Genomic DNA, 22,480 nt, shown 5'->3' with positions numbered 1-22,480 from the left:
ACGCAAGATCTGTTCACGCCGAGTCAACCGGCGCGCGCTCATGAGCGTTATGGACAAGATCAACAGACGGTGGGGACATGACTGCTTACGCACTGCAGCTACCCCTGTCGCCGGACTGGGGCATGCGTAGGGCTCTGCTGAGCCCTAGTTACATGACAAGTTGGGATCAGATGTGGACGGTGCAATGCTAGTCGTCAAAGAGTTCTCGGGCCGGGGCTGGAACATCAACCCAGTCAGCCTTTTTCATCCATTGAATGAATTCCATGACGGATTGCCCGCTTTTTTCGTGTAGACCTGCGAGCATTCCCGACAGTGACCGCTGTAGTGTTTCACCGGTTTCGTCGTCCTCTACCTCCGCATAGTCTCCGTACGGATCATTGGAATTAAACACCTGGCTAATATGCCTGCCATGAACCCAGCGGAGGTGTTCATGTTCCCGCCAATAGTGCGGAAAGCGAGTAGCCAACTCGTCCCAGTCTGTGAATGTGTAGTGATCGGGATAATTGCAATCGCCGTTTGACGTGTAAACCCAGTACAACGCGCCAAGCGTAGGGTGAACGCTACTCACAAGGACTTCGCTCATGTGCAGCCTCCTAAACTGTGCCGGACTTGGCCAGCGCATCGAGGCGAGCTTCACGTAGCTGCTCGATTTCGAGGCAATAGCGGCTATAGGTCGCGGCTTGGATGCGGTCAATATCGTAAAGAGCTTTCAGGTATCCGTGGGCTTGCCACGCATTCAAGCGCACCGTTAGATCGTGTTCGGCGTCATTGATCATGTCGATGTGCATAGCCAAATGGGCTGTTATTGGGTCTTTAATATCAACTGGTCGATTCATCATGCTGTCCCCTCTTGAAGGGCTGATTTCTAAATAGGACATTCTCGCGTGCGAGAATTGACTTAGTTTCTGGATGGGGGAAATGCGGGGATCGCCTCTCCCTTGGGGTCGGTGCTTGCGTCCCATGCCCACCACCTGGTGCCGTAATGGGTCCGGTAGTAATCAGCCTTTACCTCTTTTCGTGCCAGATACTTGGGATCAGCACGGCCATAAACCTCCATCGGATATTCAGTGCCGGCACTGGCATCCATCAACCAGAAGTCGGGGAATACCTGGTCTTCGCTTGAGTCGAACCGCAAGGGTTTGACGAACCTGCGTGATTCCTCACGCAACCTGGCCTCGATCAGAGCTTCATACGAGGATTCAACCGGGATCCACTCGTCACTGACCACCATCAACGCGACATTGAGCGCCTGTGCTTTACCTGGTTCCGTAGGTTGATCGGTCTGAACAATCGCTATAACCCGCCGTCCTTGCCTCCAGGCCGACAGCTCGCGTTTGAAACGGCGAGCTACGGTCGACCAGATCTCGTCGTCCAGGAACATGCGAGGTACACCATTGAAACCCGTGATGGTCAGGTAGCGAGCTGCGGTTTTTTCCCGGTCTTCGGTATGGCCAGCAAGCGGCGCGATCACCAGTAAGCGACGGTTGTTCTTAATCGCGCTCTTGACTTTCCGCTCGTTGGCTTCGGATTGAAAACCCTTCGAGCCTGCCGCAATGACAAGCGCATCGCCGATACGCATTCTCGACGCAAGCATTCGATCTGCAGCGTCTTGCAACCTGCTATGTACGAGGCCCAATCCACGCTTTCCAGCCATCCCCGGCGACCAAGTGTTGAGCCCGGCTTCGTTCCATAGCAGGTGCAACAGGCCGAGCAGGGTCATTGCCGGTTTTGTCGCTCTGCCGCTGGCCGAGCTGCTGCCGGTGGCTTCGGGTGCCTGTCCAGTGTCTGCGGGCTCTTTCTTGCGTAACGAGAGGGTGAGCTTGATCTTGAGATCACCCTCGGACGTTTCTTCAACCACGCCTTTACTGTACGAGCCAAGGCCCGATTTATCGGGATCTGGCGAGTAGTAAACGCAATCCAAGGCGTGTTCGGCGCCGGTGCGTGGATAACGCGAAAGGTGGAATGAATCGCTATCTGACATATGCCGTACAGCAAGGAGGCGGCAACCAGTGCCAGGGCATTGGCAACTGACCGTTGCCTGTTTGTGCGCTTTCTGCAGTACCGCTTTCCATGGTGCTGCATAGCTGGCCTGAGTTTGGAACTGCTCACTGTACTGCTTGACTGAATCGCCGTGTGCGATGGACACGGCGTATCGTTGATCAGACATAGAAGCCTCCTACTGATCGTCCCAACTTGCTTCGCTGGCCAGTGAAAGCGCGTTGGTGCGCCGCGTTAGCAAGTCACACAGGTACTCGGCGTCATTCGTTGCGTCGGTCGAATCACGATCCAATGCGCTGTTCAGCGCATCGCAAAGCCAACGACTGGTATCCGGTGCGCTCAAGACCGTCTGGATTTCCAGCTCTATCGCTGCCGGTGTGGTGTCGCCATGGGCTTGAACACCTATCCAATAGGCGTTTTCCCAAAGACTTTTCGGGTAACCACCCATGAAGTCCTGGTGGAATGGGGCTTGTTCCCGACTGCCAATACGGTCCTGATTGGCGTCATTCAGGCCCTGACGGTGGCCTTCTTCTTCGCAAAAATGGAATAGCTCGATCAGCTCAAGCCCGCTGAATTCTGAGTCATGCCTTCCGCTCCAAGGCATTCTGCCGCAATGATTAAACGAGATAGTCGGCGCATATTCTGCGGGGTTTTCGTGGAATCTGATGATGGTCATAGTAAGTACCTTTCCGGTTGTGAACGCATATCCGTTCGCTGTAAAACCTCACGTACCCGGTGTATACTCAGGCCGTGGATTTTTGCTCCTTCGCAAAAAACCCAGAAACCCGCAAGCATTGCCGTGCTGCGGGTTTCGTCATTTTAACTGTGCGGAATTGAAGGCATGTCAGGCAGATCTACGCCATCTAGCGTTTCCTGCGCGGGTGGCTCCATACCTGGGCCAGATGGCAATTGAATTTCCCCATTGTTCAATTTTGGAAACTGCTTGAGTTTGTCGCTGCCTAGATCGGCTTGATCCTCAGACGATATAAGCACCCGCGCATTGAAGCGGGCGTACTGCAGATTCTCGCGCTTGTCTGCCCACGCGATCCGGCTGTTAACCACGTAGGCCAGCGTTCCTCCTCGTTGGCCACCTACGCTGATGGTCTGAATCCAGTTGTGCTTGGCCAAGACGCTGATTGCCCGCTTCGTGGTTGCAATTGACGTATTCATCATCTTGGCCAGGGTGGACTGGCTGACGATCAAAGCGCCGGACTTGTCCATGTTCTGGACAATCAGGTGCATCAGTTGCCCGGCCCTCGGTGCTTGAGCTATGAGAGCCGCCCATGCTTCGTGGCCTGCCCTTTCAGTCTGAACCCATGTGCCGCGTTGTGTCGGTTGGACCAGTGCGCGGACTTCTCCTTCGTCATCAATCATCATGCCTCCGGCGAGCTGTGTTAGCGTGTTCGATATCGTGCAAATTTGGAAGATATCGAACAGTGTGGATCTATCTTAGCTCATGGCGTGAGCTATAGGTAGTGCATCCCTGCACGTTATCTCTCAAGAAATGAGAGATAACGTGCAGGGATGAGCGAGGGGTAGCTCACGGGGGGGGGGTAGCTCATACAGTGAGCTAACGTAGCTCACAGATAGTGAGCGGGGGTTCGCTCACGGATAGTGAGCTATGGTGGTGCAAAGTAGGTGAACTGAGGTTCGCTCAAGTCGTGAGCTAGGCCATGCTCTGGAAGCCCCGTAATTCAAGGGCCTCTATCTCCTGGTTCTAATGATCTCTAACCACTCCAACTCATGCAGTGTCTGTTAGGCACTCAAAGTCGCCTGCCGGCGGCGGCCAGTCGTGAATGAATGACAGACTACGGCTACGCCTTCGCTAGTCACTCATTCCCAACCGGCTCAACTGGATAACCCTTCAATCAGTTCGTCACGGATACGCATCACAGTCGTGGTTGAGCAAGCTGCATGACGGGCGACTGCTCGGATACCCAAACCAGCAGCCAGAAGCTCACTAACTCGCTTGCGAAGCTCCAGATCTGCAGGTCTGCCCTTATAGACCCCAGCGGCTTTTGCTTTGGTGATGCCTTGGGACTGCCGCTGCCGACGCTGCAGATAATCCTTACGGGCGATTGCCGCCATCATATCGGTCATCATTGAGTTAATCGCGGCCAACATCCGATCAGTGAACTCGTCACCAGACGGCAAAGTGAGTCCTTGGTAACTGGTGGGAAGGTCGACGGCTACGATCCGCAGACCTCGGCTGTCTATCGCGGTTCTCAGTGCCCGCCAGTCCTGGTCATTCATACGAGACAGCCGGTCAATAGCTTCAACCAGAATTACGTCACCCCGGCGCGCATCGTTTAGAAGGCGTTGAAGCTCTGGCCGATCAGCGAGCGTGCCGCTGATGTTCTCCATGTAACTGGCAGCGATAACCTTCCCATGGCTCGCTACGAATTCTTCCAATTGATCGCGGGCACGACTGGCGTCCTGATCCTCGGTGGACGCTCGGAGGTAAGCACGGACGAACATGGGCGCCTCTCTGTATCATTTTGGGTGTGTTCTTCAGAGTGTATCAGAAAGGCTGTCACTTAAATTGAATCGTTCGGGCAGATCGAGAGCCCCGCCGCGTCTTACTTAAGATATACCCAGATATGACAGTCAGGATGTAGGACGGGAGGACTCCCCACACCATTGATTACTCGCTTTTTTGTACAAACGCTGCAGAAGTTGAGGATGTACTACGGGGAGGGTTTGCCCCTGTACCGTACGATACAGGGGCTAACAAAAACGCTTACGCGTTGAAGATGTGAATTAGGAACCAAATTGCGATACCAAACGCTGCTGTGTTGCCCAGGACTCGGATGATTCAGGATGAGCGTTGCAATGAGTGGCATAAGCCAACGGGTATTGCGCTGCATGTACGTGTCGTTGTCGGTGATTTTTTATGTGTTCATAGTGTTTCTCCTTGGTGTGTTCAACGGTTCCACGCTTCCCTGAGTCGTGTCAGTACCGGCGCTGCATTTTCAATTGCTGTGCGGTGATCAGATGCCGCTGATATCTGCGCCATAGCATCAATCACGGGTTTGTACTGTTCGTCAGCCTTCTCCTTCCCGTGCAGCTTCACCAGCTCGGTGTGGCCAACATCAGGTAAAGGCAATGGTTTGTTGTTCTGCGCTTCGGTCAGAGCTTCGCGTGCGCTTTTGTAATTCAGTTCGGCGGTGGCTAATTTTTGATAGTGCTTCTGCCGTTCGATTTGCTCTGGTTCGAACTCAGCGGCAAGTTGAAGCTGAGCCATCAACCATAATGATTGGTCGATTCTGCTCACAGCTTCGGATAGAGGCCGTAGGATTTCGGACAGCTCTTTCATGGTGACTGGTTTGTCATTGCTCATGGTCTACTCCCTGTCATTCATTGAATTCTTCTGCCAGTAGCGCACGCGTGCCGCGTCGGCTTCCTTGACGAAGCGATCGATCATGTCGGTGGGTGCGCAGATCTGCGCGCACTTCCAGCCTTCGGGGGTCTTCATCAGGTAGGCCGAATAAATTTTGTCGCGAATGGCAAGTGCCCGTTGCTTGGTGAGCCCATGAGCATTTGCAACGGCTACAAGGCCCTTGCCTTCGACCAGCAGCTCATAGGCAACAACGAGGTTGCGGGCATGCATCTTTGACGTTGAACGGATCCGCTCGAATTCATCGGGCGGGATCCGTAGGTCCTGGTCAGCAACTCGGCTACTCATTCCGGCGCTTTCCAGTTCTCGGCCTGGGCGGTGCGAGCTTTTTCCAGCTCGTTCTTGAGATAGTCGACTTCGGATTGAAGGGTTTCAACCTGTGCAGATAGGACTGTATTCGCCTCGCGCAGCTTGTCGAGTTCATCATCGAGAAGGGCAGGGCCAGCGGGTTTGACCTTTGTCTTTGACCCGCCATGAACGCGCAGGGCTTTGGTGTTGCGCAGCGCGGTTCTAACCTCTGTCCGCAGGTTCATATCTGGATTTGCGTCTGCACGCTGTAGCAGGTCAGCAGCTGCATCGCTGTCCAAGCGATCAAGGCGACCTAGATCATTGACGGTCGATATATCCGCGGTGATGCCCTTGGTAACAGCCTCACGGCTGGCTCCGTCACTGGTTACGTTTTCCAGATAAGCGATGCGTTCCGCCACCCAATTGAGGCTCTTGTTCCATTCGTCAGCGACCGCCTGCAGGGTTCCCAGCTCGTCCTTGTCGGCTTTCAGAGCGAGAGCAATGTCCAGCTGACTAAGGTTTTCGCTGTGTACGTTCTCTGAACGCTGGATGCGCTTGGCCTGTGCGTCTGTAAGTTCACGCACAACCGCTTTCAGCAACATGCCTTTCAGTTCGCAAGCTAAGTAACGGCGTTCACCTGCAACCATCAGGTATTTGAAACCTGACTTGGGGTTGGGGTGGGGACGGAGAATTGCAGGCTCGATCTGTCCGTTCTGTTCTATGTCGTCGCCCAGCTCCTCAAGCGACTCCTTGGAAAAGCCGGGGTTGTTACGGTTTCGAATCTGCTTGATGCATTGGATTTCACCGGTGCTGACACCGATGATGGTTTCACCATCGTTGAGCGCCGGTCTCTTCTGAAAATCCGAAAGTTTTTTGGCAGTCGCAGTAACGGCCCTGTCAAAAGGATTTGGTGTCTTCGTCATGTGATCTACCTCAGATTGACCAGACCTTCTCAAGAACAGCGGCACAGGCAGATTTCATTTCCCGTCCTGCAGCACGCTGACTACCGGATTTCGCTTTCCACCAAACCGGATTGCCGCTAGCGAGTGCCGAGTTGATGCATGGACGGTGAACGATATGGACCGGAAACATGGCATCGCCATAGCTCTCCTGAAGGCTTGGCAACAGGTCAATTTCATTGGTTGATCGGCTGTTGATCTGGTTTGGAAGAAAACCGAGGAACTGCAAGTTCGGGTTGTACTGCTCACGCACAGCTTCGATAGTGGACAGAAGCTTGGGCATGCGAGCGAGCGTGAAGCCGCTGATATTGAAGGGCGACACCACCGCGTCAGATGCTGCGAGCGCGGCGATCATCCGGCGTTGCAGGTTGGGCGGTGTATCAATCATGCACAGGTCAAAATCAGCAGAGAAGTGATCGAGCGCTTCTTTCAACCTGGTCACGATGCTGAGATCCATGTCGTCAACATCCAGCAATGGAACATCGGCCTCGATTAGCCAGATGTTTGCCGCAACCTGGCGAGGGTACAAGCCCTTATATTCGTCGCTGAATAGCATGCTTGATTGGACATAAGTTGTGTCGTCCCCGTCTTTGAGAGGCGGGTAGAACTGCGACAGATCGCCTTCATCGAGGTCGACGACTAGAACGCGTTTACCTTGCTCGGCAGCGAGACTGACAAGATGGACTTCAATAGTCGTTTTGCCGACGCCGCCTTTCTGGTTCGCCACGGTTGTGACTTTCATCGCCATGGGTATTCTCCGGTGAGCGCTGATTTGTGTAGGCACATCCTTGCATGCGTAAACCCCTTGGTCAACACCTAAGCAGGGTTTACTTTGTGATATTTCTCGCATGCGAGAAAAAGACAGCCTGCTAAAATCGGCGTCGGGTCGGGGGTCTATAGAGCGGGGCGTTTCCTTGCGCATCTATGGGCACTGATCAAGGGTGGCGGATCAGGGCGGCTCCTGCCCGCCGCCCGACCTCTCTAGATCGGGCATTCTGACCGTTCGTCCCCAATTCTTAACAAAATGAATTTTCCATTGTCATTAGCGCGTGAAGCACTGTCTTTGTGCCACATCCGCTTTTAGGCAAGGCTGAGCCTTGCACCACTCGATGACGTGAATATGGAAATTCGCCACCTTTCAAACACTTATAGAACCTAAACCGTAGCCGGGCTAATGCCTGGGGCTAGGCCTTTCGTTTTTTATCTGCATGGATCCGAATTTTTACAAATGAAACATTGATTCCGTCAAATGAAATGCTTATTCTGTGTAACGAAACATCGATTTCATGGAATAAAACCCGATAGAGGGAAGAAATGAGAGGTGGGATCTAGATCAAAGACGTGTAGGACTCCAGTATCGCCCCTGTATCTAGTGAACGGTTGCCCTGGGGAAATGATGCAGAGCCTAGACAAAAGAGAGTTGGCGGTTTTCGCCGTCGCACAGCCTGATTACCGGGTCGTTCTTGAGGAACGAATCGACAGCGACGGACGAAAGTGGGCATTAATTATTGAAAGTCCTTCGACGGGACAGGTTTACAACGTTGTAACCGCGTTAGGGAAAACCAGGTTATTCAAGAATGCCGATACTGCTATCGACTTCATAAAGGAAACCTGCCCTAACAACCCTTTTAGAGTAATAACAGTAACGTACGGGGGTTCCCCGTCATGATGAAAGAGGCAATGGTATGCAATCTCAAACTTCCAAAGTTGGACGAACCGTAGAAGGACTGAACAAAGAAAGTTGGCGTACTTGGCTCAAGGCCAAGGCATCACAAACCCTGCAAAGCGTTCTCTCGCAAAAGACCCCGTCGCATAAAGCGATGATGCGTAATGACTGGATGGCCAAGGCCACCAAGTTTGCAACGCTGGGGTCGCTTCTCTCGCTGGCCCTGATCCCTGAATTCGCCAACGCGGCACTGGATTTCAGTGGATTGAAAAGCATGGCCAAGGACTTCGTGTCCTTCCTCATCTTTGACGTTGGTTACTACCTGGGTATCGCAGCCATTGCGTTCTGCGGCTTTCAGGCGAAGTCCGGTCGTATGTCGTGGGGCCAGTTTGGCTGGGCGGTATTCGGTATCTTCCTGGTGTTCTTTGCCCCGAACTTTGTCGACACGATCAAAGAAGGCGCTCAATCAAGCTTGAGGTAATCCATGGCCGAGCAAAATCCTGATGAAGGTGAAGTGCTCGTAGTGGCGATGGCCCGGCCATCAATGGTGGGGCCGTTTACCTTATCGAGTATTTTGATCAGCCTCATAACCCCAGTGTTGGCAGCACTGTTACTTCGATCACTTTATGTGCTCGCTACGATGCCAATACTTTTTGCCGCTGCGTACTGGATCTGTAGCAAAGACGTGTACTTGTTTGGTGTGCTGAGAGCGGCATTCAAGTTGAGAGCATCACGGCTACGTAAACTGTGGGGATATAGAAGTTATGCGCCTCGTTGATAAAGCTTTTAATAAGCTAGTGCGAAATATGGATCTTTCGCTTGGTGTCCAACATCCAGAAGGGTCCGATCAGGATCTCGATGAGTTGGTGGTCAGCGAGATGGTACCGTATGACGTGCATTATGACGATCAAACAGTCATCACCGGCGAGGATTCGCTGGTGCAGGTCATCAAGATTGATGGCCTGATGTTCGACTCGCTCACTAGCACGCAAATCAAGCTGTTCGAAGAACGCCGCAATACCGTACTACGCACAGTGGCAAGCAGTGATTTTGCCATTTACGTTCATGTCATCCGCCGTAAGGTGATCGACTTTCCAGAAGGGCAGGGCGGTACTTGGTTCTCCAAGTATTTCAATGCCCGGTTGCGCAAGCGCTATGAGAACAGAGGTTTCTACGTCAACGAGATCTATATCTCGCTGGTTCGGAACCGCTTTCGCTCAGGCGTGCCAGGACTCATGGATCGGGCAATCGCGCTGGTCACTGGTAACTCAGCTGCAGATGAAGCAGGCGAGACGCATGAAGCGATGGCCGACTCACTCTACAAGGCCGCAAACCTTGTACTGCGAGGCTTGTCCGACTATGGCGCTACTCGTCTGCGCATCCAGCGTCATCCGACTGCAACCAACGGCGTCATTGATCGCGAAGCTGCATATCAAGCAGTGTCCCGCTTCCAGTGGAAATGGGACGACTTCAAGGTCCAGCTGGGGGATCACGCCGAGTACGACGCAGATGCTGTTTACGATTACCTGGGCGAGGAATACTGCGAGCTGAGCAGCTTCTTCAACTACTTGATCAATCTTGAGTACCGGAAAATCCCGGTCACTGAACTGAAAATCAAGGAAGCATTGCCCTACGCCCGGTTGAACTTCCGCATCCTGGCAAACATGTGCGAGATTCGCGGCAGTACGTCAGCACGCATCGGTTCCATGTTGAGCATGGCTGAATGGCCGCGTCGTACACCGTCGCGCATGATGAACAAATTCCTGCAACAGCCAGTTGAATTCATCATCACTCAATCGTTTTTCTTCGAAAACCGTATTGAAGCTGAGTCGGCAATGATGGATGAAACTCGCCGTCTCAAGGTTGCGGATCCACACAAAATCTCCGAGGACGATGCCAAGGAACTGGCCGAGGGTATCCGTGCTTTGCGCCGTGGCGATACGGTCAATGGTAAACATCACCTGACCATTTTCATTCACGTTCCATCAGACACAAACACCACCGCCGAGAGTCGCAAAGCGAATGTGAAGCGACTGGATAATGCAGTTGGTTTGATCGAAGGCTGTTTTGTCGACCTGAACGTCAAGTCGGTTCGTGAGTGGTTGGCCCTTGAGACGTTCTTCTGGTCGCAGCTACCTGGTCAACAAGAAGCTCTTATCGGTCGCCGGGGAAAGATCAAGTCAACCAACTTTGCGGGCTTCGCATCGTTGCACAACTTTGCTCGCGGGCGTCGTGACGGCAACCTGTGGGGCCCTGCAATCACTGCTTTCGAAACGGAAAGTGGCACTCAATACAACTTCAACTACCACCGTGAATTGGAAGGGATGGTCGCTGGCCACACTGGCGTGGCTGCAGGCACCGGGTCGGGTAAAACCGCATTGATCGCTGAAACAGTCAGTGAAGCGGACAAAGCCTTGCCGGTTGTGTACTGGTTTGACATGCGCTACGGGGCCACGGTTTTCATGATGGCCATGGGCGGCGTGCATTCCATCCTTTCCCCGCACAACAGCATGGGTTGGAACCCCTTCAAACTCCCTGACACGCCTGAGAACCGTGCCTACCTGATCGATCTGCAGATCCAGATGCGTGAGTGCTACGCAAGCACCGCCACTGAGGCCGACGATATCAAGCGGTTCAAGGATGCAGTAAACGAGAACTACGAGCTGCCGTACGAAAATCGTCGGTTGCGCAATGTTGTATGGACCTACGGGCACGGTGCATTAGCCGACATCATGGCCATCTGGCACGGGGCCAAAGGAATCGAAGGTGCAAACGCCGGCGTATTTGATAACGAAACCGATACTTTCGATCTCAGTAAGTCCCGGCACTACTGCTTTGAAATGTCGGAGCTGATGAAAGGCGGCGAAGCACGCCCGGAACTGCCGGTAGTGATGAGCTACCCATTGCACTGCATTGAGCAGGCCATGAATGGCAGACCCTTCATTCTGGTTTTGGATGAAGGGCAGAACCTGGTCAAAAACGATTTTTGGTGCAATCGAATTGACAATTTCATCATGCAGATCCGCCGTAAAAACGGGATTTTGATCTTCATCACCCCGGACGCGAAGTACTTCCACAGTGAAACCGACTCCATCGACAAGCAGACCGTAACCAAGATCTACCTGGCCAGCGACTCGGTGAAAGACGAAGACCACAAGAACCTGACGGAGGAAGAAAAGAAGTGGTTGCGCGAGCTGAATCCAAAGGACCGCAAGTTCTTGATTCGTCGCGGCCAGGAATCGATTCGTGCGTGCTTCGACCTGTCCTCCGATAACCCTGACGAAGACCTGTCCGATTTCATTCCGGTCCTGTCTTCAAACGATGTTGGTGTGGCCTTGATGTACTCAATCATTGAGCGCCTGGGCACCAATGACCCCGAGGTCTGGGTGCCAGTTTTCATGGCAGAGGCCAAGGCCAATAACACCCACAACTTGAAGGCGATTCGATGATGGCTCGTATGAAGAAATTAAGTATTGCTACAGCAATAGTGATGGTTCTCGGTGGCTCAGCTCACGCGGGGGTTCCTACATTCGACTATGCAAACGCAGCCGCGATGGCTCAAGAGTTGGCCCAGCTTCAAGAGCAATTCAAGGTACTCAAACAGCAGTACGAAACTCAGACCAACATTATGAACAATATGCAAGGTTCCTATGGTCGAGGTTCTATCGGTCTGAATGATTCGATCAATTCCGCATCCGTAGTGCCCGGTTCCTGGCAAGAGGTTGTATCTCGTCAAAACTCGGGTGCCTACGGCAGCAAGCAGTCGTATTACGAGGAACTGGTCAACACCTTGCCGCAAGAACTGTTCGCCAGTCCCGACAGCAACCGGGCACGCGGATACCAGCTCAGCTCTAACTCTGTTGTCGCTGCCATGTCAGCGGGTGAAGCGCTGTACAGCGAGGTACAGGTTCACTTGAACAACCTGACCACGCTTTCCATGCAAGTTGATAGCACCACCAACTCCAAGGATGCCGCCGACCTGCAAAACCGAATTGCCACTGAGAACGGCATGCTTACGTCTGCCCAATCCAAGCTGCAGGCATTGAACATGAACCTGCAGGCGAACCTGGCTAATCAGGAAAACCAAGCAACGTCGCAGAACGAACAGTTCTTCCGTTGGAAAAAAGACTAATTCTCGCGTGCGAGAAAAGGAGATCACATGAAAACTCTTTGGCTGATTCTCAAGATCATCACCGTACCGGCCTGGGGGCCTCTGTGGCTGTTCTACCGGTTTGGCAAGTTCATGCTGCTGCTCGTCATCGTGTCTGCGGCTTCGGGCTGTGTAACCAACACCGGCAAGATCGACAAGTCGCCATGTGCCTGTGAGTTCAAGCCTTTCGTTATTCAGGCCAAGGAGGCCCGCAATGTCTAAGTTCTTCACCGTCACCAATACCGTGTGCGTGATCGTCGCCGGGTTTGTCGTGGGGACCATCATCTACGTCAACACCACCACCTTTCAGTTCGGTAGCGAGGCTCCAGCGGCTTCTAATGGCGATGCTCCCGTACGGATCGAAACGTCTTCTGGCAACCCGTTGTTGAAAGCCACTAAAGCTGATGTGGCCAGGTGGTTTCCGGGGACATGCTTCGCCGAGATCTACATGAAGAACCCATCGTACAAAGGGGGCCTGGTCGCTGGGTGCATCGACAAAACGTCGAAAGAGATCAAAGCCGAAACGGGCGTGACACTTGGTGCTGATGACTTCCGTTCTTCCGAGGTCATCACGCACTTCAAGTCTGTGTACGGGGCATCGAATCCATGGCGGACCTAACCCTCAAGGGCCTGATTGGGGCGACCGATGAGGTGACAACTAGCTTTGTCGCCGAGGTCTTCCCAAATCTCGCTGGCTTGGTAGAGCCCCTGGTCTGGACAATCGCCGTCGCTTATTGGGCAGTCCTGGGTATTCAGACCTATAACGGCAAAATCTCTGTTGCGCCGTGGGACATTGTTAAACGGGCAATGCTCACGTTTATGGTCTTCCTGACGCTCAACTGGTCAACCGGAGGGTCGGCGCTCTATCAGATTTGGGGCACTTGGACTGAAACCATTGCGGCACAAATTATGAGCCGGGGTGTTGATAGCACTTCAATGCTTGACGCGCTTTATGTGAATGTCGGCCAGGTCGCAAGCACGCTGATGAACGTTAGCTGGCGTCAGTTTGGCATGATCATCATGGGTTCGGGTTTGTTTGCGGTGAACTGCATTTTGTTTATCGCTGCAATCCTGAATATGCTGATCGCTAAGTTTGGTGCAGCAATCATTATGTGCATCTTGCCAATACTGCTCGGGTTCGTTTTTTTCGAGCAAACACGGCAATGGACAATGAGCTGGTTTAGCAAAATGCTGAACTTCTCGCTGATCTACATATTGTCCATCGCAATTGTTCGTTTTGGATATGCGATTTTCGGTCAAGCAATTGATGAAGTCGCCAATACAGCCACCATTTCGGATGCTGCGTTGATCACCGCTCAACAATGGGGAACTCTTATCATCGTTGAAGGCGTGTTGATCATCTGCTTATTGCAAGTTCGTGGGTGGGCAGCTGCGATTGCTACCAGCGCAACAGTCGGTGGTTCTTCGTTGGCGATGATGGCATTGCGAACTGTAGGATTGGGGAAATAAGCAATGGACAATACATTGAAGAAAGATGAGATTGCACGCCGTAAGCGTCAGCTCGAACACAAGAAGGTAAAACAAGAACGTAACCGTAGTTACTTCCTGAATGGTGCGTTCGCACTAGCCCTGCTGGGGTCGGCAATTGCCATCGCGTTCCTGGCTGAAACAAAGACGTTCGTCAATGTGGTGACGGTGATCGGCGCCGATGGTGAAGTGCTCAAGCAGCGCACGGTTACGGCGGAAAACGTCGATAAAGAGCAGGCTGTTATCGAAGGCGTTCTGTTTGATTTCATTCGTGCTTGTAACACCTTTGACCCTCGCCGCAAGCAACAGCTGTCCGATACCTGCCACACGTACATGACCCGGAATGTCGCTGTCGAATATGAGAAGGAGATCAGCCCTGATAACGCACGCAATCCATACGCTTCGCTCGGAGAAAACGACTGGATCGAGGCCCAACCCAAGCGCATGAACAAGGTTGGTGATGAGTATCAGGTGATATTCCTTTCAACCAATCACAAGTGGGGTGACAAAGAGCCAAGGGTTACTTCCTACCTGGCAACGATAAAGGTTGCACACACAATGGTCCCTAGAGCCTTGGGTGATCGTTGGGAAAACCCGTTTGGCACCTTGGCAACTTTATACCGTAAGAGTGAAGAACTGAGCCGCCAGTAATTCATTCCCACAAGGAAACTAATCATGAAAAAACAGTTCGCTCTACCGACAGCTATTGCCCTGAGTTTGGCTCTGTGTGCATTTAATGCACAAGCCGCAAAGTTGCCGAGGGCTCTGTCCTCTGACAACCGTGTCAAACAAGTGCCTTATGACCCAAACCAAGTTTACGAGCTGGTCGGGACTTACGGATACCAAACATCCATTGAGTTCGAAGCGGATGAAATGGTCAAAGTCGTTGCACTTGGTGACACGATTTCCTGGCAGAGCATGCCATTCCGTAACCGGGTTTTCTTGAAGCCCGTGGAAGACAATGCAGACACAAATATGACGGTGATTACATCCAAGCGGACGTATTACTTTCAGCTCAACAGTACGAAGGCGAAAACAAGCCAGTCGTACTTGATCCGATTCGTTTATCCAACCAGCCGTGTCACATCGTTTAACGATGCAGCGGATACCCCAGCGCCTACGGCTACTGGGCCAGTCACCAGCACCGGTACTCCTTCTTCCCCGAACATCAACTACGGCTATTCGGGTGACAAAGAGGCCATCGGCCTGCAGGGCGTCATGGATGACGGTCAGTTCACCAAGTTTTTGATGAAGAAAGGTGCGGATCTGCCGCAGTTTTACCGCGTGCTGCCTGACGGCACTGAGGCAATGGTCAATGCTCGCCGCGAGGGTGAGTATTGGGTGGTTCAGCGCCTGGCCAGCATGTTCGTGGTGCGCAGCGGCAATTCCTACATCTGCGTTGAAAACCTGTCGAATCCGTATAAGCGCACTGTTACTCGGGGTGCGCGTGATGGGGGAGGGGCATAACCATGGCGAAGGAACCTATCAAACCAACTGATCAACCAGCGGACAAAACCCGCGAAGAAGAAATGGCCGAGTGGAACGAGTCGCAATCGAACTCGATGCTAAAGGCTGGCTCTGGTGGAAAGCGCAGCGGCGTTCTGATGATTGGCGCGGCGGTTGTGGCGTGTGGTTTTGTGTACTGGCTCAAGCATGACAGCGGCGAGCCTGCTGCCCCTGCAAAAAACGACGAGATAGTCGCTGCTGATCGCCGCAAGGTCCAGGACCCAACACCTAAGCGCGAAGCGGCGAAGGTCAAGCCAGTGAGCAACGATGGCGAGCCTGGCGCACCCGCTGACACTCCGCGTTCAACAGCTGAGCGTCAGACTCAACAGGAGGGCTTGAGCGAAGCTGAACGTCAGCGTCAAGCGTTGGAATTGCAAGAAGAGGTGGCGCGCAAAAAGATGCTCGCTGCGCGTCAACGCTCCGCGATTTTTGCAACTGCAAAGGACGATGGTTTTGCGCAAGGTCGTGACGATCAAGATCCAGCTCAACAGCCAGCCGGTGGGTCGTTGCTGGGCGGTAACTCGGGTAATTCCGGGCGCGTCTCCCGCAATGCCAACGAGAATTTCGCATCGTCGACTTACTCCACCGGCGTACCGGTGGCGAAAGCTCGCGCTCTGGAAAATTTGCAGTTCAAGGTTCTGCAGGGTGCTGCAATCGAGGCGACTTTGCAGCCACGGGCGCAGAGTCAATTGCCCGGTCAGATTTGTGTAACCACTGCTCAGGACGTTTATGCGGCGGAGGGTCGCCGCGTAATGATCCCTTGGGGGTCTTCGGTGTGCGGGAGCTATAACGCCAGTCTGTCACCTGGTCAAGAGCGCCTATTCACCGTTTGGAACTGGTTGCGTATGCCCAAGTTGCCGGGTCGTCGCGCCATGGAAATTGCATTGGATAGCGCTGGATCTGACCAACTGGGCTCCGCTGGCCAAGGTGGTGTCGTTGATAACCACTGGGCGCAGATCTTCGGCGTTGCTGCTGCCGTCTCGATCATCGGCGCGGGTGCTTCCAACTCCGGCGTTTCCTCGGGTGATCAAGAAAACTCGGCCTCGCAGTACCGTACTGAAGTGCAACAGGCTGCTGCTGAGTCCTCGCAAACCATTCTTAGCCGGTACGCAAACATTCAACCGACAGTCACCGTTCCTCATGGCTCACGCGTTGTGATCTACCTGCAGCGTGATTTGGACTTCACCGAACAGTTCGCCGAGGAAGCCAAAGAGGCTGACAGCGGCGGCGTGAAATTCATTAACTGAGGTTTTTCCATGTCTGAGATTGCTTCGTTCCGTCAAAAGCTGCGCAGCTTTGATTTCCTGCTCGATGACCCTGCGGTATCCGAGATCGCTATCAATGGTCCAGGCAACGTATGGGCCGCGTATCGCGGTAGCCGGTTCATGCGCCCCGTCGTTGTGGATGGCGTCACCCTTCCGCTGATCAAGTCGCTGGCCGAGTTGATTGCGGCGCATACAGAGCAAGAGGTCAACGCTTATACGCCGATCCTGTCCGGTCGCATCCCTATGGACATGAGCGACCACGTAGCGGACTCGGAACGTGGCGACTATCGGGTCCAGTGCGTGCTTGCGCCTGCCGTTGAGCAACATATCGGCGGCATCGTCTGTATTCGTAAACCTGGCCGCGTTCAGCTGACGATGGACCAATACATCGCTTCGGGAGCGTTTGACCAGATCAACGAGGCACGCACGCCAGATCAGTACAGCGATGATCACCTGGTCGAGTTGTACCGCGCCAAGCGCTGGTCGGAGTTTTTCATTGGGTGCGTCAAGGCCCACAAAAACATCATGATTTCGGCAGGGACAAACGCTGGCAAAAGCACCTTCCTCAATATGCTGTTGCAGCATGTTGACCCTAATGAGCGGATCGTCACCATCGAAGATACCCGCGAGATCCGTCTCAAAAGCGAGAACGTGGTTCATTTGATCTATTCCCGAGGTGGCCAAGGCAAAGCGCGGGTCACTCCGTTTGATCACCTTGAGTCGATTCTTCGTCTTACGCCTGACCGCGCAATCATGGGCGAGCTTCGCGGTGCTGAGGCTTACCCCTATCTTGAATTGCTGAACACCGGCCATAGCGGTTCATTCAGCACAATCCACTCGGACAGCCCCGACCTGATGTTTGACCGGCTTGCGTCGATGGCATCGCGTGGCGGCTCTGACATGACCAAAAACCAACTTGTGGAATTCTCACGTCACCTGATCGACGTAGTGATCCAGTGGGAATACGGCTTCGATGGCCGTCGATTCATCACGGAGGTGCAATATGCAAAAGCTGCCTAAATTCGCGCTGGCCATCCTCGCATCGGCCTGCCTTGTCGGCCACGTTGCCGCCGAAGAATCACAGCCTAAACGTTTCTCCGAACTGGCAGCCAAGTGCGCCCCGAACGTTCACGCGTCAACGCTCAAAGCGCTGATAGGCAATGAATCCTCTTTCAACCCTTACGCCATTGGCGTGGTTGGTACTCGTCTTGAGCGTCAACCCCAGTCCCTAAGTGAAGCCGTTGCGACGGCTGAACAGCTGGAGCGGGATGGCCACCGTTACGCGATGGGCTTGGGGCAACTGCTTGTCACGAACATGCGCGCCCGGGGCCTGAGCTATCAGGACGTTTTCGAGCCCTGCCGCAACCTGCAGGCGATCAGCAATTTGCTGATCGAGTATTACAGTCAGGCCCTCAAGACCAGCAGCACGAAGCAAGAAGCGTTGTTGAAAGCAACGTCGATGTATTACAGCGGCAACGAACTGCGCGGTTTCAAACCAGACCATCCTGGGGAAATGTCCTACGTCGAAAAAGTGGTCGACCGTGCAAGTAACCCAACGCCAGAAGATCCAATTGTGCCCGCGTTCGACGTTCAGGAAGCCGCTCAAGCCATCCCTGTAGTTGCTAGCACCAAATCCCCATCGAAAGCGCGTAAGCGCGCTCAGGGAGCCTCTGAGCAGCCTGCTGGCCCGTGGCTGACCTTCACTGATTCAAACGGTCAGGCGGTAGCACAGGCACAACCCCAAGCACAGCAAAAGCCGCAGATTCAGGTTCAGTTGGATACCGGCGATGCGCCCGAGGAAAAACGGCAGTTCACAGCCTTTGACGGGCAGACTGCTAATGCTGAGCCAGCGGCAACGCCCGTACAGCAGCAAGCCACCCCTTCGTTCGTACAGATAATTAACTGATTTCTCGCATGCGAGAAAAGGAGATCCCAATGCGCAAACAAGTTTTAGCTTTTCTGGCGACTTTGGCATTTGCCGGTGTTGCCCAAGCAGGCGCGCAGCCCCCTAATGACCTTTCGAATGGGGAAAACAGCAATGACGATGCTTGCGGTGCAACTCTCTGTCTGCTTGGCATGTCCCGCGACGGTGATTGCGACAAATATCTCAAGCGCTATTTCAGCATCGTGAAGTTCAAGCATGGCAACTTCAGCCCATCCCGGACTGCTGCAGCCCGTGGGGATTTTGTCGCGCAATGTGTTGAAGCTCAAGACAGCGCCAAAGAAGCAAACGATAAGTGGGGAGGCTCGCGCTATGGGTTCTAAGTTGCACGCCGCCCGCATTTTTGCCTTCTCCGCGTTCTTTGGCTTGGTGTCTCCAATTGCTTGGGCGGACCAGTCCACGGACGCCAAGCCGTCAGCGGCGGCGGTCGATGTAGACGGTGCACGTCGCATCGAGGTGGGGTTTTCTCCGGAAGGATCTGCCCGCGACCTGGTACTGCGAACCATTGATTCTGCCTCCAGCTCGATCAGGCTCTCGGCCTACGTGTTCACCAGTCCTGATGTTGCGAAAGCATTGATCACAGCGAAACAGCGCGGGGTCGATGTGGCGGTGGTTGCTGATTACCAAGGCAACCTGCAGGGCAACGGCTCGCGGGCTGGGAAACACGCGCTGTCACTCCTGGTACGTGCTGGCATACCGACGCGCACGATCAGCACTTACGCGATTCATCATGACAAATTCATCGTTGTGGATGGCAAAGCGGTAGAAACCGGGAGCTTCAACTACTCCGCTGCCGCCGCCAAGAGCAACAGCGAGAACGCATTGGTGGTTTGGAATGATGCCGATCTCGCCGAGCAATACCTGAACCACTGGCAAAGCCGGTGGGATCAGGGCAAAGCTTTCAAACCGCAGTATTGAGCGAGGGTCTACCAATGGAAAAAGACGAAAACCCAATGGACAAGGATCGAACGCAACAGGGTGAACGTGGTGCTTATCAGCTGACAGGAGGCAAGCGACCTGGTGAGAACGCGGCGGAGCATGTGAACGCTTCGCCACGGAATGTCGAAGACTGGGCGACCGATCACAAGCGCAGTAGTGAGCCATCCTTCGAACTGTTTCAAAAATACGGTCCTGCTATTCAGCCGGACATTGGCAGGGCCTACGATGGCCCAATTGTTCACCGCGATTCACAGTCGTTTTATCAAGCTTCGCGGGTCAATGGTTACGATGTTTTGATTGAACACAAGCGCACGTCGCTCAACAGCGTGCAAGCCGCTGTGTTCACCAGTGACAGATCAGTGAGCATTCGCTATGTGTCTGAAAGCGTCGGCATAGCGAAGCCAGCCATGGAGCTGGATGGGCAAAGATCACCCGAACACCTGCCTAAAGGCGCCGCTGGAATAGGGCGGGTTTAAACCGCGTTCAATTGCTGCAGATCTAGGACAGATAAGAGGATTAGGACATGGCCAAAGAAGACGTTACTCAAACCACCTACACCATCAATCAGGAAGGCAAAGAGCGTCAGGTATTCACTGACGCAAAGGCCGCTGGAGAAGCGTGGTTCAAGGCTGACTTGACTAATAAACCGATGATCCTGGTACAAGAGCCCGGTGATCGTCCGAAAATGTACGCTGGCACCGGTGTGCATGAGGGTAAGCCATACAAGGATTTGCCGTTTGATAATGCACCTGGTGCAGCTAAGTTCAAGGCGTCGTTCAAAGGCGCTCTTGAGCTGAGCAAAAAGGAGCATGCCGGTGCTGCAGCTGGTAAGCCTGCAGAACCAGAACTTGCCAAGTCAAAACCGATGGATATGCCTGCGTACGAGCGCGCTGTCGCTGGCAAAACCTACGAAGGCAAGGTGGTTGGGTTCAAGGAGAACCAAGTCATACAGCAGATCGTGAATGGTGATCGCGTCACGCACATTGCGCATGACCGCTCCGCGCTGAGCAGTGCAAAGTCCGGTCTTGTTCACCCTGGCAAAGACTTGTCGATTCGTTACCCTTTCGCCGGTGTGGGCATAGTCAAAGATCGTCAGCTGCAGCATGAACAAAAGGTGCCTTCGCACCAGCCCAAGGGATTTGGCGGAATGGGCCGAGGCTGAACAAAGGGAGATTGTTTGAAAAGGGGGCTTTGCCCCCTTTTTGCTGCCTGCGATAAATGTGATGGCGCGCCATGCTGTCGGGGTAATGCCGAGATAAGGGAAAATTAGGACATTCGTTCTGTAACGATATGATTTATATAGTTTTTTATGAGTCATCATTTCGCATAAACAAAACGCACAATCCAGCCCTTTGCTTAACCCTTCACCAAGTCTAAGCGTCAGGTTTACCGGGTAGAGTAATGCCGAGATAAGGGGGAAATTCACTCACTTAGTTCGTAACTGTCTATTCTTAATCGCTTTTTTATTTTTCCGCGAACACTCCAAAATCATTGGTGGCAGGTTCCTCAGCGGGCCCGCCGTCAATTCTTAAGATTTTCCGGGTCTCATGGGCTTGGAGCTGGTTTACCAACACCTCAGTTAGCACGGGCTGAGTCCAAAGTTTTGTGGGTGCATGTAAACCACGTTTCGAGCATGTCGCCTTGGAATGTAGCCTTAGGAAGCCTATATTCGACTGCGCAATCAAGTGTCAAATCCAATGCCCTTAGGAGTTGAGGGCTAGGTTGATGGCTTACGCCGTAGTAACGAGCCGGCGGCGTTTTCTTCGAAGGCTCTAGCCTCCTCGATATAGCTATGTACGGTAGCATCGTGCCGCCAGCCACCCTGGCGCTTGATCTCTAAAAAGTCCGCCCCGGCACGGTAAGCACTGGTGGCCAGCCCTCGGCGCAGGCTGTGGCTGCTCATCTCGGGCACATACAACAGTCCTGCGGCGCCGGCCCGCGCGGCGAGGATCGAATTAACGCTACCCTCGTACAGCGCCACCTTGCCGACGACGCCCCAGCGACTGATGCGTCGAAACAACGGGCCTTGCTCAATCTGCGCGGCCTCCAACCAGCTGCGCAGCGCCTTCGCTGGGCAGCAGAGGCTGTCGCCGTAAGGGATCGCTCGCTCCAGCCCCTCACCCTCTTGATCGGTTTTGGAGCGCGGCAGCGTGATCCGTAGACCTTCCCGTTCCCACTGCAGATCTCGAACCTCCAGCGTGACCAGCTCACTGCGGCGGAATGCTCCAAAATAGCCCACCTGCAGCAACGCGCTGTCACGTAGCGCGGCGAGCCCTTCGAGCGTGTCCAGGTGCGCCACGATGAGTTCGAGATCTCCCAGAAGCAGGGCTTTGGCTTTTTGTCGAGGACGCCCGTTCACCCGCTCGATACCGCGCAAGGTCTTGCGTACGGTGGCGCTCGCGGCCGGGTCGGGAAAGCCCTGATAGCGGTGCCATTGCCCCAACGCTGTGAGACGCAGGGCCAGGGTGCGCGGGTTCAATACTTCGGCAAAGGCCAGCAGGTAACGAATCACCAACGCCTCGTCGCACGGCAATCCGCCGCCCCAGGCTTGAAAGTGACGAATGGCCGAGCGGTAGGTGCGCCGGGTGTTGTCGGAGGTGGCCGCCGCAAGAAAACGTTGATGTTGCTGAGCCAACTGCTCGGGCGTGGCAAGCGTACCGTGGGTACGCGCCTGCGCCGCCCGTTCGCCGAACAGTATCGAGGGGACGCCTTCGTCCTTATTGTTTGCCGTCATCTAGAATGCCTGTTTAGGCCATGTGTACTGCGGATTATAGAAGTGAATGCCGATCATGAACATCTCACCCACGATAAGTGACCTTTATCGTGGGTCAGCTGGCAGTCTCACCGGGCTTAACTATTCTGTACTTAAATCGATGTATTAC

29 protein-coding genes are annotated in these 22,480 nt (G+C 53.8%); 18 read left to right on the top strand and 11 right to left on the bottom strand.

All coding sequences use genetic code 11. The features are described from left to right. Positions 1-40: 40 nt before the first annotated feature. Together AC1Q6I_RS26735 and AC1Q6I_RS26730 are read left to right on the top strand one after the other, a co-directional pair. Positions 41-130 (top strand): DUF4113 domain-containing protein, encoded by a 90-nt coding sequence (locus AC1Q6I_RS26735; RefSeq protein WP_488656212.1) that lies wholly within the window; start codon positions 41-43, stop codon positions 128-130. Beyond that, positions 93-191 carry a DUF4113 domain-containing protein gene (locus AC1Q6I_RS26730; protein ID WP_488656214.1) on the top strand — a complete coding sequence of 33 codons (99 nt, stop codon included), beginning with the start codon at positions 93-95 and terminating at the stop codon, positions 189-191. Before AC1Q6I_RS26735 ends, AC1Q6I_RS26730 begins: the two co-directional genes overlap by 38 nt. Here AC1Q6I_RS26730 and AC1Q6I_RS26725 read toward each other — a convergent pair. From AC1Q6I_RS26725 to AC1Q6I_RS26680, 10 genes are all read right to left on the bottom strand, one after another. Then, positions 188-583 (bottom strand): hypothetical protein, encoded by a 396-nt coding sequence (locus AC1Q6I_RS26725; protein WP_102605349.1) that lies wholly within the window; start codon positions 581-583, stop codon positions 188-190. The genes AC1Q6I_RS26730 and AC1Q6I_RS26725 overlap by 4 nt on opposite strands. 10 nt (positions 584-593) lie before the next feature. Beyond that, complete coding sequence (locus AC1Q6I_RS26720) at positions 594-839, bottom strand: hypothetical protein (protein ID WP_102605348.1); 246 nt, start codon at positions 837-839, stop codon at positions 594-596. A 59-nt stretch (positions 840-898) separates the two neighbouring features. Continuing rightward, positions 899-2,167, bottom strand: a complete 1,269-nt coding sequence (locus AC1Q6I_RS26715; protein WP_102605347.1) for a DUF1173 family protein — start codon at positions 2,165-2,167, stop codon at positions 899-901. Positions 2,168-2,176: 9 nt separating this feature from the next. Then, positions 2,177-2,674: a hypothetical protein gene (locus AC1Q6I_RS26710; protein WP_256579812.1), complete on the bottom strand. Its 498-nt coding sequence runs from the start codon at positions 2,672-2,674 to the stop codon at positions 2,177-2,179. A gap of 143 nt (positions 2,675-2,817) precedes the next feature. Beyond that, the gene (locus tag AC1Q6I_RS26705) at positions 2,818-3,372 is read right to left on the bottom strand and encodes a replication/maintenance protein RepL (RefSeq protein ID WP_102605346.1); all 555 of its coding nucleotides are present in this window, start codon (positions 3,370-3,372) and stop codon (positions 2,818-2,820) included. A gap of 474 nt (positions 3,373-3,846) precedes the next feature. Beyond that, on the bottom strand, positions 3,847-4,476 hold the full coding sequence (locus AC1Q6I_RS26700; RefSeq protein ID WP_102605345.1) for a recombinase family protein: 630 nt from the start codon (positions 4,474-4,476) through the stop codon (positions 3,847-3,849). A 445-nt stretch (positions 4,477-4,921) separates the two neighbouring features. Next, entirely contained in the window at positions 4,922-5,338 is a 417-nt protein-coding gene (locus AC1Q6I_RS26695) for a hypothetical protein (RefSeq protein ID WP_102605344.1), read from the bottom strand. A 3-nt stretch (positions 5,339-5,341) separates the two neighbouring features. Beyond that, positions 5,342-5,683, bottom strand: coding sequence for a TrfB-related DNA-binding protein (locus AC1Q6I_RS26690; protein WP_102605343.1), 342 nt, complete (start codon positions 5,681-5,683; stop codon positions 5,342-5,344). Beyond that, entirely contained in the window at positions 5,680-6,606 is a 927-nt protein-coding gene (locus AC1Q6I_RS26685; RefSeq protein ID WP_102605342.1) for a ParB/RepB/Spo0J family partition protein, read from the bottom strand. Before AC1Q6I_RS26685 ends, AC1Q6I_RS26690 begins: the two co-directional genes overlap by 4 nt. A gap of 10 nt (positions 6,607-6,616) precedes the next feature. Beyond that, positions 6,617-7,390 carry a ParA family protein gene (locus AC1Q6I_RS26680; protein ID WP_102605341.1) on the bottom strand — a complete coding sequence of 258 codons (774 nt, stop codon included), beginning with the start codon at positions 7,388-7,390 and terminating at the stop codon, positions 6,617-6,619. Positions 7,391-8,327: 937 nt separating this feature from the next. Here AC1Q6I_RS26680 and AC1Q6I_RS26675 point away from each other — a divergent pair. From AC1Q6I_RS26675 to AC1Q6I_RS26600, 16 genes are read left to right on the top strand one after another with little or no spacing between them, the layout of a single operon-like run. Further along, positions 8,328-8,789, top strand: a complete 462-nt coding sequence (locus AC1Q6I_RS26675) for a TrbC/VirB2 family protein (protein ID WP_102605340.1) — start codon at positions 8,328-8,330, stop codon at positions 8,787-8,789. A 3-nt stretch (positions 8,790-8,792) separates the two neighbouring features. Continuing rightward, the gene (locus AC1Q6I_RS26670) at positions 8,793-9,086 is read left to right on the top strand and encodes a VirB3 family type IV secretion system protein (protein ID WP_102605339.1); all 294 of its coding nucleotides are present in this window, start codon (positions 8,793-8,795) and stop codon (positions 9,084-9,086) included. Next, the gene (locus AC1Q6I_RS26665) at positions 9,073-11,757 is read left to right on the top strand and encodes a VirB4 family type IV secretion/conjugal transfer ATPase (RefSeq protein ID WP_256579811.1); all 2,685 of its coding nucleotides are present in this window, start codon (positions 9,073-9,075) and stop codon (positions 11,755-11,757) included. Before AC1Q6I_RS26670 ends, AC1Q6I_RS26665 begins: the two co-directional genes overlap by 14 nt. After that, positions 11,754-12,440, top strand: a complete 687-nt coding sequence (locus AC1Q6I_RS26660; protein ID WP_256580202.1) for a TrbJ/VirB5 family protein — start codon at positions 11,754-11,756, stop codon at positions 12,438-12,440. The genes AC1Q6I_RS26665 and AC1Q6I_RS26660 overlap by 4 nt, the downstream gene beginning before the upstream one ends. 27 nt (positions 12,441-12,467) lie before the next feature. After that, a complete protein-coding gene (locus AC1Q6I_RS26655; RefSeq protein WP_102605337.1) occupies positions 12,468-12,680 on the top strand; it encodes a hypothetical protein in 213 nt (70 codons plus the stop codon). Beyond that, positions 12,673-13,077 (top strand): hypothetical protein, encoded by a 405-nt coding sequence (locus AC1Q6I_RS26650; protein WP_102605336.1) that lies wholly within the window; start codon positions 12,673-12,675, stop codon positions 13,075-13,077. The genes AC1Q6I_RS26655 and AC1Q6I_RS26650 overlap by 8 nt, the downstream gene beginning before the upstream one ends. Then, the gene (locus tag AC1Q6I_RS26645; RefSeq protein ID WP_102605335.1) at positions 13,065-13,928 is read left to right on the top strand and encodes a TrbL/VirB6 family protein; all 864 of its coding nucleotides are present in this window, start codon (positions 13,065-13,067) and stop codon (positions 13,926-13,928) included. The genes AC1Q6I_RS26650 and AC1Q6I_RS26645 overlap by 13 nt, the downstream gene beginning before the upstream one ends. 3 nt (positions 13,929-13,931) lie before the next feature. Next, positions 13,932-14,597, top strand: coding sequence for a VirB8 family type IV secretion system protein (locus tag AC1Q6I_RS26640; RefSeq protein WP_102605334.1), 666 nt, complete (start codon positions 13,932-13,934; stop codon positions 14,595-14,597). A gap of 24 nt (positions 14,598-14,621) precedes the next feature. Further along, positions 14,622-15,413 (top strand): TrbG/VirB9 family P-type conjugative transfer protein, encoded by a 792-nt coding sequence (locus tag AC1Q6I_RS26635; protein WP_102605333.1) that lies wholly within the window; start codon positions 14,622-14,624, stop codon positions 15,411-15,413. 2 nt (positions 15,414-15,415) lie between these two features. After that, positions 15,416-16,699, top strand: a complete 1,284-nt coding sequence (locus AC1Q6I_RS26630) for a TraB/TrbI/VirB10 family type IV secretion system protein (RefSeq protein WP_102605332.1) — start codon at positions 15,416-15,418, stop codon at positions 16,697-16,699. A gap of 9 nt (positions 16,700-16,708) precedes the next feature. Next, on the top strand, positions 16,709-17,737 hold the full coding sequence (gene virB11, locus AC1Q6I_RS26625; protein ID WP_102605331.1) for a P-type DNA transfer ATPase VirB11: 1,029 nt from the start codon (positions 16,709-16,711) through the stop codon (positions 17,735-17,737). Further along, complete coding sequence (locus AC1Q6I_RS26620; RefSeq protein WP_102605330.1) at positions 17,721-18,623, top strand: lytic transglycosylase domain-containing protein; 903 nt, start codon at positions 17,721-17,723, stop codon at positions 18,621-18,623. Before virB11 ends, AC1Q6I_RS26620 begins: the two co-directional genes overlap by 17 nt. Positions 18,624-18,652: 29 nt before the next feature. Next, positions 18,653-18,982: a TrbM/KikA/MpfK family conjugal transfer protein gene (locus tag AC1Q6I_RS26615; protein ID WP_102605329.1), complete on the top strand. Its 330-nt coding sequence runs from the start codon at positions 18,653-18,655 to the stop codon at positions 18,980-18,982. After that, positions 18,972-19,577, top strand: a complete 606-nt coding sequence (locus tag AC1Q6I_RS26610) for a phospholipase D family nuclease (RefSeq protein WP_102605328.1) — start codon at positions 18,972-18,974, stop codon at positions 19,575-19,577. Before AC1Q6I_RS26615 ends, AC1Q6I_RS26610 begins: the two co-directional genes overlap by 11 nt. Positions 19,578-19,591: 14 nt before the next feature. Then, entirely contained in the window at positions 19,592-20,074 is a 483-nt protein-coding gene (locus AC1Q6I_RS26605) for a KfrB domain-containing protein (RefSeq protein ID WP_102605327.1), read from the top strand. A 47-nt stretch (positions 20,075-20,121) separates the two neighbouring features. Further along, positions 20,122-20,760, top strand: coding sequence for a KfrB domain-containing protein (locus AC1Q6I_RS26600; protein ID WP_102605326.1), 639 nt, complete (start codon positions 20,122-20,124; stop codon positions 20,758-20,760). A 555-nt stretch (positions 20,761-21,315) separates the two neighbouring features. On the opposite strand, the gene AC1Q6I_RS26595 is transcribed toward AC1Q6I_RS26600, so the two are convergent. After that, complete coding sequence (locus tag AC1Q6I_RS26595; protein ID WP_102605325.1) at positions 21,316-22,332, bottom strand: tyrosine-type recombinase/integrase; 1,017 nt, start codon at positions 22,330-22,332, stop codon at positions 21,316-21,318. Between the last annotated feature and the right edge of the window lie 148 nt (positions 22,333-22,480).

The sequence above is a fragment of the Pseudomonas sp. MPR-R2A5 genome (assembly GCF_058793055.1).
Note: the sequence above shows the minus strand (reverse complement) of the source record. Positions and strands in the feature narration are given on the sequence as shown.